General features: G+C 63.1%; 20 protein-coding genes. 13 read left to right on the forward strand and 7 right to left on the reverse strand.

The window, feature by feature from the left end:
- Positions 1 to 1,890: an NADH-ubiquinone oxidoreductase-F iron-sulfur binding region domain-containing protein gene (locus HBNXHr_RS12280; protein ID WP_275882350.1), complete on the reverse strand. Its 1,890-nt coding sequence runs from the start codon at positions 1,888 to 1,890 to the stop codon at positions 1 to 3.
- Positions 1,891 to 1,892: 2 nt separating this feature from the next.
- Positions 1,893 to 2,465 (reverse strand): NAD(P)H-dependent oxidoreductase subunit E, encoded by a 573-nt coding sequence (locus HBNXHr_RS12285; RefSeq protein ID WP_275737923.1) that lies wholly within the window; start codon positions 2,463 to 2,465, stop codon positions 1,893 to 1,895.
- A gap of 263 nt (positions 2,466 to 2,728) precedes the next feature.
- On the opposite strand from HBNXHr_RS12285, the gene HBNXHr_RS12290 reads away from it, so the two are divergent.
- Positions 2,729 to 3,727, forward strand: coding sequence for an AI-2E family transporter (locus HBNXHr_RS12290; protein ID WP_275737921.1), 999 nt, complete (start codon positions 2,729 to 2,731; stop codon positions 3,725 to 3,727).
- 22 nt (positions 3,728 to 3,749) lie between these two features.
- Here the strand turns inward: HBNXHr_RS12290 and HBNXHr_RS12295 are convergent, their stop codons facing one another.
- Entirely contained in the window at positions 3,750 to 4,526 is a 777-nt protein-coding gene (locus HBNXHr_RS12295; RefSeq protein ID WP_275882351.1) for a rhodanese-like domain-containing protein, read from the reverse strand.
- Positions 4,527 to 4,790: 264 nt separating this feature from the next.
- On the opposite strand from HBNXHr_RS12295, the gene HBNXHr_RS12300 reads away from it, so the two are divergent.
- The 5 genes from HBNXHr_RS12300 (at position 4,791) to HBNXHr_RS12320 (ending at position 8,820) form a co-directional block, all read left to right on the forward strand.
- On the forward strand, positions 4,791 to 5,651 hold the full coding sequence (locus HBNXHr_RS12300; RefSeq protein WP_275882352.1) for a sulfurtransferase: 861 nt from the start codon (positions 4,791 to 4,793) through the stop codon (positions 5,649 to 5,651).
- Positions 5,652 to 6,163: 512 nt separating this feature from the next.
- Positions 6,164 to 6,874 carry a DUF47 family protein gene (locus HBNXHr_RS12305; protein WP_275882353.1) on the forward strand — a complete coding sequence of 237 codons (711 nt, stop codon included), beginning with the start codon at positions 6,164 to 6,166 and terminating at the stop codon, positions 6,872 to 6,874.
- An 83-nt stretch (positions 6,875 to 6,957) separates the two neighbouring features.
- Positions 6,958 to 7,191, forward strand: coding sequence for a hypothetical protein (locus tag HBNXHr_RS12310; RefSeq protein ID WP_275882354.1), 234 nt, complete (start codon positions 6,958 to 6,960; stop codon positions 7,189 to 7,191).
- 610 nt (positions 7,192 to 7,801) lie between these two features.
- Positions 7,802 to 8,398 (forward strand): AAA family ATPase, encoded by a 597-nt coding sequence (locus tag HBNXHr_RS12315; protein WP_275882355.1) that lies wholly within the window; start codon positions 7,802 to 7,804, stop codon positions 8,396 to 8,398.
- The gene (locus HBNXHr_RS12320) at positions 8,395 to 8,820 is read left to right on the forward strand and encodes an RNA-binding domain-containing protein (RefSeq protein WP_015789828.1); all 426 of its coding nucleotides are present in this window, start codon (positions 8,395 to 8,397) and stop codon (positions 8,818 to 8,820) included. Before HBNXHr_RS12315 ends, HBNXHr_RS12320 begins: the two co-directional genes overlap by 4 nt.
- Before the next feature lie 281 nt (positions 8,821 to 9,101).
- Here HBNXHr_RS12320 and HBNXHr_RS12325 read toward each other — a convergent pair whose 3' ends face one another.
- Entirely contained in the window at positions 9,102 to 9,803 is a 702-nt protein-coding gene (locus HBNXHr_RS12325) for a hypothetical protein (protein WP_275882356.1), read from the reverse strand.
- A 147-nt stretch (positions 9,804 to 9,950) separates the two neighbouring features.
- Here HBNXHr_RS12325 and HBNXHr_RS12330 point away from each other — a divergent pair, with 147 nt between their 5' ends.
- Positions 9,951 to 10,571 (forward strand): HAD family hydrolase, encoded by a 621-nt coding sequence (locus tag HBNXHr_RS12330; protein WP_275882357.1) that lies wholly within the window; start codon positions 9,951 to 9,953, stop codon positions 10,569 to 10,571.
- A gap of 13 nt (positions 10,572 to 10,584) precedes the next feature.
- Here the strand turns inward: HBNXHr_RS12330 and HBNXHr_RS12335 are convergent, their stop codons facing one another.
- Complete coding sequence (locus tag HBNXHr_RS12335) at positions 10,585 to 11,103, reverse strand: magnesium transporter (protein ID WP_275883723.1); 519 nt, start codon at positions 11,101 to 11,103, stop codon at positions 10,585 to 10,587.
- Between the two features lie 44 nt (positions 11,104 to 11,147).
- Positions 11,148 to 11,723, reverse strand: a complete 576-nt coding sequence (locus tag HBNXHr_RS12340) for a magnesium transporter (protein WP_275882358.1) — start codon at positions 11,721 to 11,723, stop codon at positions 11,148 to 11,150.
- 158 nt (positions 11,724 to 11,881) lie between these two features.
- Here HBNXHr_RS12340 and HBNXHr_RS12345 point away from each other — a divergent pair, with 158 nt between their 5' ends.
- The 6 genes from HBNXHr_RS12345 (at position 11,882) to HBNXHr_RS12370 (ending at position 16,231) form a co-directional block, all read left to right on the forward strand.
- Positions 11,882 to 12,283 (forward strand): DsrE/DsrF/DrsH-like family protein, encoded by a 402-nt coding sequence (locus HBNXHr_RS12345; RefSeq protein ID WP_275737901.1) that lies wholly within the window; start codon positions 11,882 to 11,884, stop codon positions 12,281 to 12,283.
- A 10-nt stretch (positions 12,284 to 12,293) separates the two neighbouring features.
- On the forward strand, positions 12,294 to 12,533 hold the full coding sequence (locus HBNXHr_RS12350) for a sulfurtransferase TusA family protein (protein ID WP_275737899.1): 240 nt from the start codon (positions 12,294 to 12,296) through the stop codon (positions 12,531 to 12,533).
- Positions 12,530 to 13,669: an FAD/NAD(P)-binding oxidoreductase gene (locus tag HBNXHr_RS12355; RefSeq protein WP_275882359.1), complete on the forward strand. Its 1,140-nt coding sequence runs from the start codon at positions 12,530 to 12,532 to the stop codon at positions 13,667 to 13,669. Before HBNXHr_RS12350 ends, HBNXHr_RS12355 begins: the two co-directional genes overlap by 4 nt.
- Positions 13,670 to 13,679: 10 nt before the next feature.
- Positions 13,680 to 14,360, forward strand: a complete 681-nt coding sequence (locus tag HBNXHr_RS12360; RefSeq protein WP_275882360.1) for a DUF1641 domain-containing protein — start codon at positions 13,680 to 13,682, stop codon at positions 14,358 to 14,360.
- A 62-nt stretch (positions 14,361 to 14,422) separates the two neighbouring features.
- Positions 14,423 to 14,827, forward strand: a complete 405-nt coding sequence (locus HBNXHr_RS12365) for a VOC family protein (protein ID WP_275882361.1) — start codon at positions 14,423 to 14,425, stop codon at positions 14,825 to 14,827.
- 243 nt (positions 14,828 to 15,070) lie between these two features.
- Positions 15,071 to 16,231, forward strand: coding sequence for a hypothetical protein (locus tag HBNXHr_RS12370; protein WP_275882362.1), 1,161 nt, complete (start codon positions 15,071 to 15,073; stop codon positions 16,229 to 16,231).
- On the opposite strand, the gene HBNXHr_RS12375 is transcribed toward HBNXHr_RS12370, so the two are convergent.
- Positions 16,179 to 17,357, reverse strand: coding sequence for a hypothetical protein (locus HBNXHr_RS12375; RefSeq protein ID WP_275882363.1), 1,179 nt, complete (start codon positions 17,355 to 17,357; stop codon positions 16,179 to 16,181). The two genes, HBNXHr_RS12370 and HBNXHr_RS12375, sit on opposite strands and share 53 nt — an antisense overlap.
- Between the last annotated feature and the right edge of the window lie 34 nt (positions 17,358 to 17,391).

Here is a 17,391-nt window from a genome sequence, read left to right on the forward strand (position 1 = left end):
TCACGTCCTCATGTCGATGGCGTCGGTCGGACACGCCTCGACACACTGTCCACAGCCGACGCAGGTTTCCGGATCGATCGTGTGTGCCTCGCCGGTCTCCCCGGAGATGGCGTCGACCGGACAGACGTCGACACACTGTCCACAGCCGACACACTCCTGGGCGGCGATCTTGTACGTGCCCGCGTGATCCCCGCCGCCGATCTCGCACTCGCCGGCGGGACACTCGTCGTCGTAGATGTGGGCCTCGTACTCGTCCCGGAAGTGTTCGAGCGTGCTCAACACCGGGTTGGGCGCCGTCTGGCCCAGCCCACACAGGGAACTCTCGGCGATCGTCTCGCCGAGTTCCTCTAAGCGATCGATGTCGCCGGGTTCGCCCTCGCCGTTGGTGATGCGCTCGAGAATGCGCAACATCTTGTGGGTCCCGATCCGGCAGGGCGGACACTTGCCACAGGACTCGTCCTGGGTGAAATCGAGGAAAAAGCGCGCGACGTCGACCATACAGGTCTCGTCGTCCATCACCACGAGACCACCCGAGCCCAGCATCGCCCCCTCCTCCTGGAGGGAGTCGAAGGTGACCGGCATGTCCAGGTGTTTCTCCGCGAGACACCCGCCGGAGGGCCCCCCGATCTGTACCGCCTTGAACTCCTTGTCGCCCTCGATACCGCCGGCGACGTCGAGGATCTCCTGGAGGGTCAGTCCCATCGGGATCTCCATCAGCCCCGTCGCCGAGCAGTCCCCGGAGACCGCGAAGGTCTTGGTACCGGGGCTGTCCTCGCTACCGTACTGTTTGAACCACTCGGCACCGTTGGTGATGATCAGCGGGACGTTAGCCAGGGTCTCGACGTTGTTGATCGTCGTCGGCTTGTCCTCGAGGCCGGACTGGGCGGGGTAGGGTGGACGCGGGGACGGCCGGCCGGCCCCGCCCTCGATGGAGGCCATCAGCGCCGTCTCCTCGCCACAGACGAACGCGCCGGCTCCCTTCTCGACCTCGAAGTCGAAGTCGAAGCCGGTGCCCATGATGTTCGTCCCGAGGTAGCCTTCCTCGTAGGCGTCCTCGATGGCCTGCTGGATGCGCTCGACCGCAAGCGGGTACTCCGCGCGGAGGTAGATGATCCCGTCGTTGGCACCGGTGGCGTAGCCGGCGATAACCATGCCCTCGATGACGCGGTGGGGATCGCCCTCGACCAGACACCGGTCCATGAACGCCCCGGGGTCGCCCTCGTCACAGTTGGCGATGACGTATTTCTCGCTGGCGTCTTCCTGGTGGGCAAACATCCACTTGTTGCCCGCCGGGAACCCGCCGCCACCACGACCACGGAGGCCGGCGTCCTGAACTTCCGCGTAGACGTCTTCGGGGTCCATCTCGGTGAGGACCGTCTGCATCGCCTCGTAGCCGCCGGTGGCCTCGTACTCCTCGACGCTCTCGGGGTCGATGCGCCCACAGTTGCCCAACGCCAGACGGCGCTGCTCGGAATAGAACGGGATGTCGTCGGTCCGGGACTGGCGTTTGCCGGTCTCGTCCTCGAAACAGAGGTCCTCGATGACCTCGCCGTTCCGGATCGTCTTCTCGACGATCTCTTCGACGTCGTCGACGTCGACCTGCGTGTAGAGGACGTTCATCGGGTCGATCCGGACGAGCGGACCGAGTTCACAGAACCCGTGACAGCCACTCTTCTTCGGTTCGACACCGAGTTCCTCGTGATCGATATCGCCCTCGCTCCAGGAAAGAGCGACGTTGTCGACCCCGGCGAGCGCGTCGATCTCCGCCCGGAGTGCCTCGTACACTTCGTCGGAGCCAGAGGACATACACCCGGTTCCCTGACAGACGACGACGCGGATCTGTCCGTCGACAGTGTCGATATCGGTCGGTCGCTGGAGTACTTCAGCCATGATCACTCACCTCGCTCGCTGTATTCCTCGATGATCGTCTCGGCGTCGTCAGGCTCGATCGGTCCGTGGACATCGTCGTCGACGGTGACGACCGGCGCGAGTCCACACGCCCCGACACACCGGACGTGCTCGATCGTGAACTTCCCGTCGTCGGTGACCTCGTCGAGGCCGACGCCGAGTTCGTCCTGCAACTCGTCGGACACCGCATCGGCCCCCGCCACGTGACAGGCTGTGCCGGTACACACCCTGATGCTGTAGTCGCCCCGTGGCTCGAGGTGGAACTGCGAGTAGAACGAGGCCGTACTGTAAATGTCGGCGAGTGACTTCTCGCAGTGATGGGCGATCAGTTCGAACGCGAACTTCGGCAGGTAGCCGTATTCGTCCTGAACCTGTTGGAGTGCCGGGATGACACCGCGTTTCTCCGGGCGAACGTCCGTGAGTATCTCCTCGACCGTCTCGATCTCCTCGTCACAGACGTCCTCGACCCCGGCGTCGGCCGGAATGATGTCCGAATCGGCCCCGATTTCGGACTCCTCCGACTGCAACGATTGCTTGACGCGTTCTAGCGTTGCCATATAAGAGAGTCTTACCGGTACATCCTGTAAAGGAATGCACCGTATTCTCACTCCATGAAAACATATATGGTAGAATGTGATGGACTGGTCGCGATTCAAGATCCATCCGGGATGTTGGACGAGAGAAGCTATTCAGAGGGCACACGGATATTTGTTATGTGAACAGCTCCCAGGATTGAAGAATATTGGCAAACATAGCCACCGGTCGGGGGACACGGTCCGGACCCAAAAAAGGTTAAGCGGGTGCCCCGAGAAGGAGGGACATGCCGCCGTCTCGCCGCGTTCTCGTGTTGGTGGGTCTGTTCGGAGCGATAGTCACGCTTGCGGTACTGACGCTGTGGAGTGTCTTCTGGACGGTCTTTTTTGCCATCACGGTGGCGTACGTCCTGTATCCGGTGCGGCGTCGACTGTCGGCCAGGGGGGTCGGCCCCCGAGTCGCCGCAGGCCTGAGTACGGCTGTCGCCTTTGTGGTGGCCCTGGGCGTGCTTACACCCCTCGGATACGCGGTATACGTTCGGCGGTCCGTCTTCTTCGAGCTGATCGAAAACCTTCCCGAGGAATTCTCCGTGACAGCGCTGGAAACGACGTATACGGTCGACCTGTCGACGATGATCCAGACGGCACAGCAACTGGCCGAGGACGTGGCGATCAGCGCGGCGAGTGCGGCACCAGCGCTCGCGTTGAAGTTCTTCCTGTTCGTTCTGCTGGTGTACGCGCTGTTGCTCAAACCGACCATGCCCGCACGGGCACTCCGTCGAACCGTTCCCGTCGAGTATCACGATATCGTCGAAGCGCTCCACGAACGACTCCAGGACACGCTCTTCGGGCTATACGTCCTCCAGGGGGCAACCGGTGTGGGGACGTTTCTGATTGCGCTGCCGGTGTTTTTCGTCCTCGGGTACGACGCGACGCTCACGCTCGCCGTTCTGAGCGGCGTGCTGCAGTTCGTGCCGATCATCGGGCCGAGCGTGTTGATCGGCGTGCTCGTCGTCACCGAAGTCCTCGCCGAGAACGTCACAGGGGCGATCCTCGTGGGGACGGTCGGGCTCGTGTTCGTCGCCGGTTTGCCGGACGTGCTCATCAGGCCGCGGCTCTCGGAAGTCGCCGCCGATCTACCGGGGAGTCTCTACTTCATCGGGTTCACCGGCGGGATCCTCTCGACGGGGGCGATCGGGATCATCGCCGGACCGGTCGTGGTGGCGCTGCTCGCGGAATCGGTGGAACTGCTGGCATCGGAACAACACCCCGACGCCGAGGCCTGACGGCCGCAGGATCGAGAGTGACCTACTCGACAGTCTCGATCGGTTCGCCCGCAGCCTCCCACTCCGTCAAACTTCCCTCGTAGAAGGCAAGGTTCCCATAGCCCAGGTGCTGGAGAACGACGTAGGTGTGGCTGATCCGCCGGGCAGTATTGCAGTAGAGGACGATCCGGCTGTCGGGCGTGATCCCCTTCGGTTCGAGGATCGCCTCAATCTCCTCGCGTGGTTTGATCCCGCGCGTCTCGTCGTCGACGAGGTCCCGCCAGTCGAGCTGGACCGCGCCGGGGATGTGTCCCTCCTCGTATTCCCATCGCTCGCGCGTGTCGACGATCACCGCGTCGGTGTCGATGGCCGCCGCGACGGCTTCGCGACCGACCAGCGTCGACTCGGCCGGTCGATCGACTTTGTACTCGGTGAGAGTTACATCGGGCACCTCGTCGGTCGTCGGGTGGTCGCGCTGCCAGGCGCTGAAGTCCCCGTCGAGCAGATGCAGCCGGTCGGGATCGTGGCCGTACAGCTCCGCAGTCACGAGAAACCGCGCGGCGAAGACGCCGTGGGTGTCGTCGTAGGCGACGATGTCGTCCTCGGGTGCGATCCCCGCATCCGACAGCAGGTCGGCGAAGACATCCTCGCCGGGCAACATGCCGTCGTCGCCCTCGCTGGCCCGGAACGAATCGAAGGGGATCGAGACCGCACCGGGCAGGTGGCCGATGCCCTCGTACTCCCAGGCGTCCCGGACGTCGACGAGGCGGACATCCGACAGTCGATCGGCGACCCAGGCTGTCGAAACGATATCAGTCATTACCTGCCGTTCGCTCGCCCGTGATTTGAACGTGTGGACGCCACCCCCACCTGCCAGTGCTCGGAGATAGCGGAAACATTTGCATGTCGGGGGGACGCCCCAGCCGTCCCAGCGCGGGTTCGACGGGCGGGCATGGGTTCGTGTTCGACCGACGTATCGAGTACTGCCGCCAGACGGCAAGACCTGCCACTACGGGCGAGGAGTGGCCGTACCTGCCGATACGTCAGCAGCTTTATTAGTCCCGTGTGTAGGGTAGGATGCATCATGACTGAGTACGCAAACGACGTTCTCGTCTCCGCGGACTGGGTCGAGGACAACCTTTCGGAATTCGAAAGTGACGATCCGGCGCATCGACTGGTGGAAGTAGACGTCGACACCGAAGCATACGACGAGGCTCACGCCCCCGGCGCGATCGGGTTCAACTGGGAGAGTCAGCTCCAGGATCAGACGACGCGGGACATCCTCAGCAAAGAGGACTTCGAGGACCTGCTGGGTTCCCACGGCATCAGCGAGGACTCGACGGTCGTCCTCTACGGTGACAACTCCAACTGGTTTGCCGCCTACACCTACTGGCAGTTCAAGTACTACGGCCACGACGACGTGAAGCTGCTCGACGGCGGTCGCGAGTACTGGGTCGAGAACGACTATCCGACGACGAGCGAGGTGCCCGACTTCTCGGCCGTCGAGTACGACGCAAGTGGGCCGCGAGAATCCATCCGTGCGTATCGCGAGGACGTCGAGAACGCCATCGAGCGTGGCCTGCCGCTGGTCGACGTTCGAAGCCCAGAGGAGTTCCGCGGCGACATCCTCGCGCCGCCGGGCCTCCAGGAGACCGCCCAGCGCGGCGGTCACGTCCCGGGTGCCCAGAACATCTCCTGGGCGGCCGTCACGAACGACGACGGCACGTTCAAGGACTTCGACGAGCTGGCAGAGCTCTACAGCGACTACGGCATCGACGGCGACTCCACGACGGTCGCCTACTGCCGGATCGGCGAGCGCTCCTCGGTCGCCTGGTTCGCCCTGCACGAGCTGCTGGGCTACGAGGACGCCATCAACTACGACGGTTCCTGGACCGAGTGGGGCAATTTGGTTGGTGCCCCGATAGAGAAGGGCGAGGCTGAGTGAACGCAGTGAACTCCGCCTCGAAGTGAGGCGGGGAACGAAGTGACCCGCCGAACAGGGCAAGGCAGACGACTGACGCGAGACGCGACCGCAGGGAGCGTCTCGGTAGGAGCGAGCGGGCTTTTGGCCCGCGAGCAACGAAGTGAAGGAGTCCACCTCGAAGTGGGACGGCGACTGTCTGCGTCGATTCGCCATTGTCCAATCCAAGACACAGCCGGTGATCCGAAGATCAAGCAGGGTAGAGCAGATGAGACACTTCGTTTTTGGTCACTTCATACCGTCCTAATGCGTCAAGATGATTCAGCGACACGTTAGGACGGCGGACGGGACATGGATCGTCGTGGATACGCATGCCGAGGAACAAGCCGTCTACATCTACGAGCAGTGAGTCCAGTGGATATGCGATCGAAAATCGACCGTTTTTGACGTGAGAGAGGGGAAAACAACTGTATCGGACAGCTTCGTGCCGGAAGTGGAACGAATACTCTTTCCATTCGGGGAACCTGGGCTCTCGCATGGCCGGAAAATCCGACTTCGGGCAAGAGCTCGAAACGCAGACGGACGCGTACCTCGATACCCTCAAGGACTGTCTCGGGTTGCTCCCACAGTTACTCGAAGAGTACGAGGCCGGTGAGGACTTCGAGGCGACCGTCGAGCGCATCGGCGAACTGGAGAGCGAGGGCGATACGATGATCCGCTCGATCATCAGTTCGATCACGAACTCCGACCCCGAGGACATGGGGCTACTCAACACCCGGATCAACTACAACCAGTCGGGACTCATCGAGTTCTACAAGCAGGTCGACTCGCTGGCGAACGTCACCGAGCGCATCGCCGACGAGATCGCCATGATGCAGCCGCCGACTGACACCGACTGTTACCAGGGACTGCGCGAGATGGCCGAACACGTCGCCGACATGACCGAGACCCTAGAGGAGGTCGTCGAGCGCTTCGTCCACGGCCTCGGGACGACCAGCGGCTCGGACACCCTCTACGGTGAGATCAAGGCGATCCGGGACATGGAGAGCCGATGCGATTCGATCAAAAACGACGTCATCCGGACGGCCTTCGCCGACGAGGGGACCGCGGAGGCGCTGATGTACCGTGAACTCGCCATTCTCTTCGACGACCTCGCCAACACGATGGAGGACGTCACCGACCAGATCATCGTCATCGCGAGCGACGAGCCGGGGCTGGTCACCGAAGTCGATCCAAGCGAGGAATAGCGCACCGAGACGGACGCCGACTTTCGGCACGAACGGCCGCGACCATCGGTTTTTATCAGTCATGCACAAAAACTGCCAGCCGCATGACCGACGACAACCCGCTGGCGGATGCACGCGTTCGCAGGCTGATCGGCCTCTCCGGTGCTTTCGCACTCGCGGCGATCGCGATCCTGTTTCTCGATGGGACGATCCGGTGGGTCGTCCTCGGGATCGCCGTCCTCGACGCGATCGTGACGCCGTACATCCTTGGGTTGGCAGTCGAGAACGCTGAGGACGGGGACGACCAAGAGGTGGAGGAGTACGGCTTCTCGACCTGACTCTCGACCCGAACTGTTCGTCGAGTCGAATCGATCGCGGGCGGAACGATTCGCAGTTCGGCCGTGAGCCCGTTCGTGACTCCGGCGCACCAACGATACCCGATCCAAACTGGACACGGGACGGTCGTTTCCAGGTGGTCGACGGAGATTGCCCGCCACTTCTCTCCCCTACTTCGGGTCGATGGAGAAGTGACTCTCGCTCGACATCCATGAAAAACCCGCCGCGTCGCCAGCACCCCTAGAATACGTGCAAGCCGTGAGCGTCTCGACCGTGTTCGAGAAGGTCCTCCGTCGTTTCGAAGGACGCACCACAGCTACAGGTGTGATACCCCGACTGGGATTGCTGGCTTGTCGCCATACACAACAGTGAGAGCGGAACCGTAATAATTGTTTATGTAGGTTTGTTACCGATGCACATACGTCATGGTATCCAGTCACAATATGTCGTGACCAGCGAGAAATTCACGAATTTCGATAGGGGCTGGTCTATACCCTAGTAATTCCCTACATTCGTTTGATTTCATTTGTCTCCGGGATCACCGTCGACTCGACGCTGGCGTCGAAGCTGGAGATGATAGTTCTTATAGCCGGCCTCGGCCAATCAATCCCAATGACAGTCTTCGGAATCGTGGGGCTGCCGGGCAGCGGGAAGAGCGAGGCCGCGGCGGTGGCCCGCGAGCTGGACGTGCCGGTCGTCACGATGGGCGACGTGATCCGGGGGGCGTGTCGCGACCGCGGACTCGACCCGGCGACCCACCACGGGGAGGTGGCGAAGGCACTCCGGGCGGAGAACGGCCCCGCCGCCATCGCCGAGGCGTCGCTCCCCCACATCGAGGACGGACTCGAAGACAGCGAGCACGTCGTCGTCGACGGGATCCGGTCGGACGTCGAAGTCGAACGCTTCCAGGCGGCCTTCGGCGGGGATTTCCTGCTCGTCAGCGTCGAGGCCCCATTCGAGACGCGGGCCGACCGGCTCGACCTCCGCGGCCGGGATGCGAGCGTCGAGGACGGGGGCGAGAGCCTGCAAGACCGCGACGAGCGCGAACTCGGTTTCGGCATGGGCGAGGCCATGGAGATGGCCGACGTCACGATCACGAACACCGGAAGCCTCGCGGACTTCCAGGAGCGCATTGAGACACTATTGACCGACGGCCCGTCGGCGCTGGCCGACGACGAGCGTGTCGAACTCGCGGAGGGAAACGCATGAGCGAAGTCTACAGCGTCGACGTCGAGATCACGGCCCCCGTCTACGACACCGAGGTGACCGACCGGGTCGCCGACGCGATCACGAACGTCTTCCCGAACGCCGATGTCGAGCAGCGACCCGGCGAACTCCACGCCGAGACGCACGATCTAGCGCACTTTTCGGAACTCCTCCACCGGCGGGAAATCCTCGACACCGCACGGGGCGTGTTCTTCGACACGCTGCAGGGCGATCGGTTCAGCTTCACGCTGAAGAAACAGGCGGCCTTCGAGGGCGTGGTGACGTTCTCGGTCGGCGAACCCGACGAACTCGGCGAGATCCACGTCAGCGTCCGGGTGGAAGAGCCCGACGTGGAGTCGTTCATCGACCACATCGCACCGCCGACCCAGGACGGCCGGCCGATCGATCCCGACAGGAGCGCCTAACATTACGTCGACTCATGCGGGTACAGAACTGATTATTGCCACATACAGCTGGAACGGCTGCTGGATTGCTCAATGAGAAGTTCGAAAACGTACGCTAGTGATCAGCAGATATTATTTTTCAGCGATCGTCTTCGGTGAATCCGACGGCTTCCGACTCCCGAAGGTCGCCCTCCTGTTGTCGTCACTCCTCGTCATCGCCGCCTGCATCTTCCGCTTTACTGCCACCCTTTTGGATGTATTCGAGTTCCATCCGGGCACCGTCTTCCCCCTCGATCACGCCGTCAGCTTCCGTCAGATCCCCCCTCGGCTTTGCGTTCTGTTTCTGATTCTCTGTTGCCATTGTTCTTGACAAGATTTTCGGCTTCAATTGTTAAGTAGTCTTTGACGCCGATATAATACGCGACAATCCCGCCAGCGGCCCCAAATACTGCCAGAATCGGCCACTGAAAAATCGAACCGATTTCGAGGACAGAAACGACAAGGAGGATTCCGGACGTGAGCAGGTAGATCAATCCAGCCATCAGCACGGCAAGTGCTTTCTTGAATCGGCTCGCATTCTTGAAAATCACCGTTTTGTTTTCACGGACTGCCTTACTGTAGGTTCGCAACATAATATCGATATATTGCTGGCTCTCGACCTGATAATTCGCCATGTAGCTTCCGACCGAGGCTGTGGGTCCATGGATGATCGTGCTACTCAGATAGGTAGTGATACTTAACAGAAGGGCAAGAAGAAACGTCACGAGTGAAAGAGCAAGCATCACGAAAAACGGTATTGACGTATCTGAAAGCTGAACGATCTCCGTCGTTACTCCGAGAGAAACGGCTGTGAGGGTGAGACTAAAGAGAATTCCGATTAACTTCGCTGTATTCGAGGCTTTGTTATCGATTTCGTTGATGGAATTCATCTGCGTATTGAGCATATCGTGATACCGACGGAGGAGATCTACTTCGGGATCAAACTCGTCGTCGCTCCCACTCATCATATTCCATTTACACATACCCTATATAAAACATTGTGAATGACGTTTCACCCATCACGGACAGCGTGGATTTCCAGAAATTGAGTCAGAAGACCCGTAGATCGAAGAAGAGAAACATAGCGGTGAGAATTATCAGCCAATCCTCTCATGGGGACGGCCATCTACTTCGACCTGGACGGGACACTACTCACGTTCGCAGAACCGTACGAGGAGGTCGTCGCGGACGTTCTCGCGGACTACGTCACCGAACCGAGCGAGGCAGCCGAGACGTACTTCGCGACGTTCGACGAGCACTTCGACGCACTCGAATCCGACCCCTACCGGGCCGGGATGGTAGCCGTCTGTGAGCACGAGGACATCGAGGCCGACGCCGACCCGGATGCGCTGGTCGACGCCCTCCGCGAGGCCGAGTGTGAGCGCACGCAGGTCAGCGACGACGCTCGCGCAAGCCTCGACGCGCTCGGCGACGCGAACGCGCTGGGCGTGTTGACTGACGGCGTCGCCGATTTTCAGCGCGCCAAGCTAGAACACCACGATCTGCTTTCGTACTTCGAGACCGTTATCGCCTCGTACGACGTCGGCGCACACAAGCCCGACGCGGCGATGTTCGACCGCGCACGCGAGGCGATCGAGGCCGAGCGCTACGTCATGGTCGGGGACAGCGACGCCGATATCGACGGTGCCCGCGCGGCCGGATTTACGCCGGTCCGGGTCGAGCGCGGCGAGGACGTACCGGACTTCTGGAGCACGCTACGGGCGCTGGCCTGAGCGATGTCGGGGCCTAGACAAGCACTCTGACGACGACGAACAGCACCACCACCCCCAGCACGTCACAGACGTTCGTGACGACGGGGATCACCACGTCGTCGGGGTCGAGTTCCAGCCGGTAGGCGACGTACGTCGCCACGACGGTCACCGCGACGGCCAGCACCGACAGCACCGCGCCGCTGGTGACGGCGACAGCCAGCACCGTCGTCACCGGGAGCGAGGGGCCGCCGGTGAGGACGCCCAGTCCCCAGGCACCGACGCCGATCACCGGGAAGACCGTCAGCGCGAGCGCGACCGTGGCAACGGCGTTGCCCAGCAATCGATCGTCGTCGACGGCAAAGGTGAGCGTCCCGAGGTGAAACGCCGTCGAGAGCCGCGCGGCGAGGATCGATCCGAGGTTGCCCGCCGTGCCGATGGTGACGGGCACGAGAATCAGGAGGGATGGATAGGCCAGCAGATCGGCCTCGAAGGTTTCCAGGACGAGGCCGCTACCGATCTCGATCGTGGTCAACACGAGCAAGACCGGTAACATCGCCCGCGTGATCGCCCGCACCGTCCAGGCCGTGCGGGCCACGGTTAGCCCACCCCCCAGATGACCACCCTGGCGGCGATCAGCAGGGCGGCCATCCCGAAGACGTCGCCCGCGGTCGTCACCAGCGGGCCGACCAGCGTATCGGGGTTATATCCGCGCCGGAAGCCCGCAAAGACGACCACGACGACGGTCGTCGCCAGCGCGATCCCGGAGAGCAACCCGGAGATGACGGCGACAGTCACGAGGACTGGCAGGCCGGCGGCAGGCCGGGCCAGCCAGGCAAGCGCGGCCGTCGCGACGACCGCCGCGAAGGCACTGGCGAGCAGGCCGTTTCCGATCGCCGCCGCCACTGCCCGGAGGAGTCGGTCGTCAGCATCGCCCAATCGCGGTTCGAGAAACCCCTGGTGGAGCGCGGTCGCGATCCGCGCCCCAAGCGAGCCATAGACGTTCCCCCGGGTGGCGAGCAACGCCGGAACCAGAACGAGCAACCCGTCGATGGCAGTGAGTTCCGCCCGCATCCCGCCGAGGACAACGCCTGCGAGCAGGCCACCCACGAGGCTCGCAGACAACGCCGGCAGCCCCTCTCTGTAGGCCCTGACGGCGACCTCGCGGACAGTCATTGCCGGACAGACGGTCGGCCACCTCAAAAAACGACCGAGTGGATTGGCGCCACAGTAGCGAGCAACTCTGTGTGTCTCTCACCCACTGTTCTCACTATCTTGGAAAGATTGCGAAATACTATAAACTCGGCGGCCCAATCATGACCTGTGAGACACCAATGACAGGATATGCAGTCGTGCTTGCATCCGGCGAGTTAGAGCGCGTACAGGCGGTCAGCATGATCAGTTCGATCGCAGCCTCCTCGGACATGCCGGTTCAGGTGTTCGTGACGATGAACGGCCTTTCGGCCTTCGAGAAAGACCGCGTCGAGAGCGGTGACTTCCAGGTCGCCGGGCCGGCCGGCGAGGCGATGCTCGAAGGCGGTGGCGACGAGGTCCCGCTGTTCACCGAACAGCTCGAGCGTGCAAAGGGGATCGGTCCGCTGGAGGTCTATGCCTGTGAGATGATCATGGATCTCATGGGGACTGATCTCGACGATTACGTCGACATCTTCGACGACACGCTGGGCGTCGCCGGCTTCCTGAATCGTGCGTCCGACAAACAGGTGCTGTTCGTCTGAGGTGACTATCATGAGTGACACACCAACCCCCGACGTCGAGATCGATTCCCGCGGTGCAGCCTGCCCCGGTCCGCTGATGGACCTGATCGGCAAGGTCAAAGAGGTCGAGGCAGGGACGACGATCGAGTTGCTCACGAGCGACGAGGGCTCGAAGAACGACGTACCCGAGTGGCTCGAGGAGGCCGGCCACGAGTTGCTCGAAGTACAAGCGGAAGACGACTACTGGGCCATCTACATCGAGACCACATGACCGAAGACATCGTCGTCGTCGGTGGCGGCACCGGCGGCACCGTCCTGGCGAACCGCCTCGCCGAGAAACTCGGTTCGGCGATCGACGCCGGCGACGCCAGCGTGACCGTGATCAACGACGGCGAGCACCAGCACTACAAACCCGCCTACCTCTACGTCCCCTTCGGGAAGAAGACCGTCGAGGAGGCCAAACGACCGCTTTCGGATCTCCTCGATCGACGCGTCGATCTGCGCGTCGACCGCGTGACGGAGATCGACACCGACGACAAGGCCGTCGCGCTCGAAGGCGGCGAGTCACTCGCCTACGACCACCTGGTGCTCGCTACAGGCGCGAACCTCGATCCCGAGGCAGTCCCGGGTCTCGCGGAAGGCGGGCATCACTTCTACGGCCCCGAGGGTGCCGAGTCCCTGCGGGACGAACTCGCCGATTTCGAGGAAGGTCACCTCGTGCTGTCGGTCATCGGCGTCCCGCACATGTGTCCGGCGGCCCCCCTGGAGTTCGTCTTCATGGCCGACGACTGGCTCCGCAAGCGCGGGCTCCGGGAGGACGTCGAGATAACCTACACCTATCCCATTCAGCGGGCCCACGGCCTCGAATCCATCGCCGACTGGGCGACGCCCAAACTCGACGAGCGGGACATCACCCTCGAGACGTTCTTCAACGCCGAGGCGGTCGATCCCGACGAAGGAGTCTTAGAGACGATGGAGGGCAACGAGCTCGAGTATGATCTCCTCGTCGCCATCCCGCCACACACGGCCAGCGATCTCGTGAGTGAGGCCGGCCTGGGCGATACCTGGGTCGAGGTCGACCGCGCGACGCTGGAAGCCGAACACGCCGAGGACGTCTACGCCATCGGTGACGTCGCCGACGTCCCGACGAGCAAAGCCGGTAGCGTCGCCCACTACGAGGCGGGCGTCGTCGCCGACCGCATCGCCAGCCGGGTTCGCGGGGAGACGCCAACCTCGGTCTACGAGGGCAAGACGGTCTGCTTCATCGAGACGGGGATGGACGAGGCCACCTTCGTCGAGTTCGGCTACGGTAGCGAGCCGACGATGCGCGAACCCTCGAAACCCGTCCACTGGGCGAAACTGGGGTACAACGAGTCCTACTGGCTGACCGCCAGGGGACTCCTGTGAGGTGGTTCGCGTGAGCGATTCCGAATCGGAACCGACGGATGGCGCAACCGAGCGGACGGACGACGCGACCGAAGCTGGCACCGACCAGCCTGCGGATCTCGAATCCCTGGTCGCGGACAACCCCGAAGAAGTCGCCCGATTGCTCGAACGCCTCGGGCTGGTCAACGACCTGCTGGACGCCGCCGACGTCGCCACGTCGGCGATGGACGACGAGATGGTCCAATCGCTGGCCGGCACGGGCACCAATCTCGCGATGGCCGCCGACGGCATGGCGACCGACGAAACCGTTCAACTCGGCGAAGCGGTCGGCGAAAATGCCGACGACCTCGCCGAGGGCGTCGAGACGGTCGCACAGCTCCAGCGGACGGGGACGCTCGACGATCTGCTGGAACTGGCCGAGTTGGCCTCGCTTGCAAGCGCAGCCATGGACGACGAGATGGTGATGTCCCTGGCCTCGACCGGAACCAGACTGGGCGAGGTCGCCGACACCGCCGCGGACGACGACGTCGCCCGTGGGCTGGAAGACGTGCTGGCTGCACTCGGCGAGGCGAGCAGCGACGACCCCGAGCGAGTCGGCGCGATCGGGCTGGTGAAGGCCGTCCGGGACCCGGACGTCCAGGCCGGACTGGGCGTCGTGATCGCCCTCGCTCGGGCGCTCGGACAGCAGACGCGCGATCGACCCGAGGCCTGACTCGCGCGGTTCGGCCGGCGGGTAACGGCAAAACTTACTGCAATGCCACGAGAGTGGCGGGCATGGAGCCACGATTGACGGTCATCACGCTCGGCGTCGAGGACCTCGACCGGTCGGTCGAATTCTACCGCGACGGACTGGGATTCCCGGTCCTCGAACGGATGGGCGAGTTCGTCGCGTTCGAACTGAACGGCTTTGCGCTCGCGCTGTATCCACGCGACGACCACGCCACGGGAGCGAACCTCGATCCCGCGGAGACCGGCACCGGTGACGTCTCGCTGGCACACAACGTCGAGACGCGCGCGGAAGTCGAGGCACTCATCGACGAAGCGGCGGCGGCCGGGGCGACGATCACCAAGCCACCGGCAGAGACGGCCTGGGGCGGTTACTCGGCGTACTTCACCGACCCGGATGGTCACCTCTGGGAGGTCGCGACGGGTGCCGAAGTGTTCGAGCGCTTCGTCTGAGAGTGTGACCGATCGCAGCCCGTCACCGGGGCGGGTTTGCTGGTGACGAGATAGATCCTGCGGATTCACCCCTAGGATTAATATAACAGGAGAGAACAGTAAGAACAATGGACGGATTCGGGGCCGCCATGGAATCTGATCCGGTCGCGGACCCGCGATTCCGTCCGACGACACCGGGTGGCCAAATGGCGACCACGGACGGCCGGCGACGCGAAATACTGCTCGAAGGAGGTGAACGGATCCATGGAGAATGAAGCCGTCTTCTCGGAGTTACTGGGCGATCGCGTCGGTGAATCGGCGATTTACCTCCTCGTCGTGGGGTTACTCGGGGTGATTGCGGGTGAAAACGTTCTCGAGATCAGCTATCCGCCGATCCGCGTGACGGGCGCATACCTCGCAGTGGCGGTCCCCGCCGCGCTGCTCATCGCGTACCGGAACCGCGGCTTGCTCGTCGTCTACGCGGCGATCGTGGTCCCGGTTACCGCCGCCGACACTGGATTCTCCGTGCTCGTGTTTCTCTACAGGCTGAGTGCGCCGATCTACCTGTTCGGTTCGCACTGGATCGGCTTCACCGTGCTGGTCTATGCGGTCGCCCGAAGCCTCGCCCGGCTACGACGGGATCACCGACCCGCGCCGATCGAAGGGCGACTCCTGCATAGCGACTGGCGCGTGACTGCCCTTGGATGGGTAACCGGCGCAATGATCGGCGTTCTACTCGTCACTCCACCGTTGCGCGTCGTACTCGAAGGGGTGCTGTTCGGGTGGCTTGCAGTGAGTCTGCTGGCCGGGTGGCTCCTTATCCGCTACGGCGGGGGATTGCTATCCGTCGTCGGGCTCTTTTCCTGGTCACCCGGGCTGGCGGTCGCGGTCGGCGGCGATCCACTCGCCGTGCTCGCACACCTCGGCAGGGCACTGGGCGCAGCTGGGACGGGTGCGCTCGTCGTGGTCGTGATCGTCGTCGCGGTCGATCGAGTGTCGGCGTTCTTCGATGTCCAGTCGGTGGTCGATACGGCCCTTGAAATGACGGTCGACCAGGCGACTGCCGGTGGCACGGACGCCAGCGCCGAGGAGACAATGGCGTCGCTCCGCGAGCAGGCACTCCGGATCGGGGCCGGCGCTGTCCCCTGGCTCGCGCTGGTTCCGGCGGCACTCCTCGGCGAGCCGAAGGGGGCGGGGCCGACGGTGCTCGTCGGGTATGCGACGATCGTCGCGGTCGGGCTGGGTGTCGCAACCGTCGTGACGACGCTGCCGTTCGCGGGATGGGGACGAACCCTCCTTTCGCGGACGAGTTTGGGACCACTGGACGAGCGAGCGCGACAGCAGTTCGCCGCCGGCGCGCTCCTGGGGCTGTTCATCCTGCTTGTGGTGGCGTTCGGCGGCGGTCCAGCAAGTGGAATACCGTGAGTGCAATCGCCGGTCCGACCAACAGGGCGAACGGGGAGGTAGTAAACGCGACGAGGACGAGCGGCGAGACGAGAACGAGAGCCACCACCGATAGGCGCGCGTCGTCGATGAACCGGGTAACGAGAAAGATCACTGTGAGTACTACCAGCGTCCCGACGAGCAGATCCGGCAGCCAGTAGAGCACTGCGAACGGCCAGGGAAGCCAGTAGTTGCTGACGGCCAACGCGCCCACGAGACCGACCGCGGACGTACCGAGTACTTCGAGCCACCGCACGGGACGGAAAAATGTGACCACCGCGAGCGGGAGGAGCACCCAGATCGCGATGAGGACTGGCGACAGGAAATACAACACACCGAACAGCGCGAACGACCAGCGACAGTCGCCGGCGTCGATCGGTAATTCGGTTGCAGCCCCGGTGTACTGTCCATAGGGTGTGTACCGATAGACCGTTCCGTCCGAGTCGAGCACGTTCCAGCCACCGTCGGGCCGGGTGATCGCCGCCGGGTCGGAAAGCTCGCTACCCATCGACCAGGTCGACCGCACGGACGGATCGCCGTCCGGATCCTCGATACGGGCAACCGTCTTTCCCTGGAGAACCTGGACGTCGCCGTCGATAGCACTCACGCCGTCGGCCGAGACGTGCAGCGTCGCCGTGCGTTCCCAGGTGTCGCTATACCGGTAGAGGACATCGCCCAGGGCAACCCACCATCGTCCCGCATCGTCTCTAGCAATACCTCCCTCTCCGTGCCGCACTCCAGTGGACGACGGCAGATCGATCGAGCGGTTCGTCGGCGCCCAGTCCGGTCCGAACACGTGGACGCGGTCGGTCGTGAGTACGTACCACTGATCGTCGTCCCCGCGTTCGAGACCGAGTATTGACGGCTCCGAATGGTTTGCGGGCACGGAGACGGTATGGCTGTCAGCGACTGATCGCCGATCCGGAAGGTGGTAGATCGTCACGTTGCCGTCGTATCGCTCCACGGGAATCCACCACCCGCCCGCGTCGTCGACGTGGATGCCGACAGCAGGCTCGGGAAAACAACTTATGGCTGCGCCCGGACCGACCGCAATGGCCCCACCGAGGACACAGAGGACGGCCACGACGATGAAGGCACCCCGTTGCACAATGATCGAACAATCAAAGAGCACTCACAAATCA

This window comes from Halorhabdus sp. BNX81, assembly GCF_029229925.1.
In the GTDB taxonomy this organism is placed as follows: Archaea; Halobacteriota; Halobacteria; order Halobacteriales; family Haloarculaceae; genus Halorhabdus.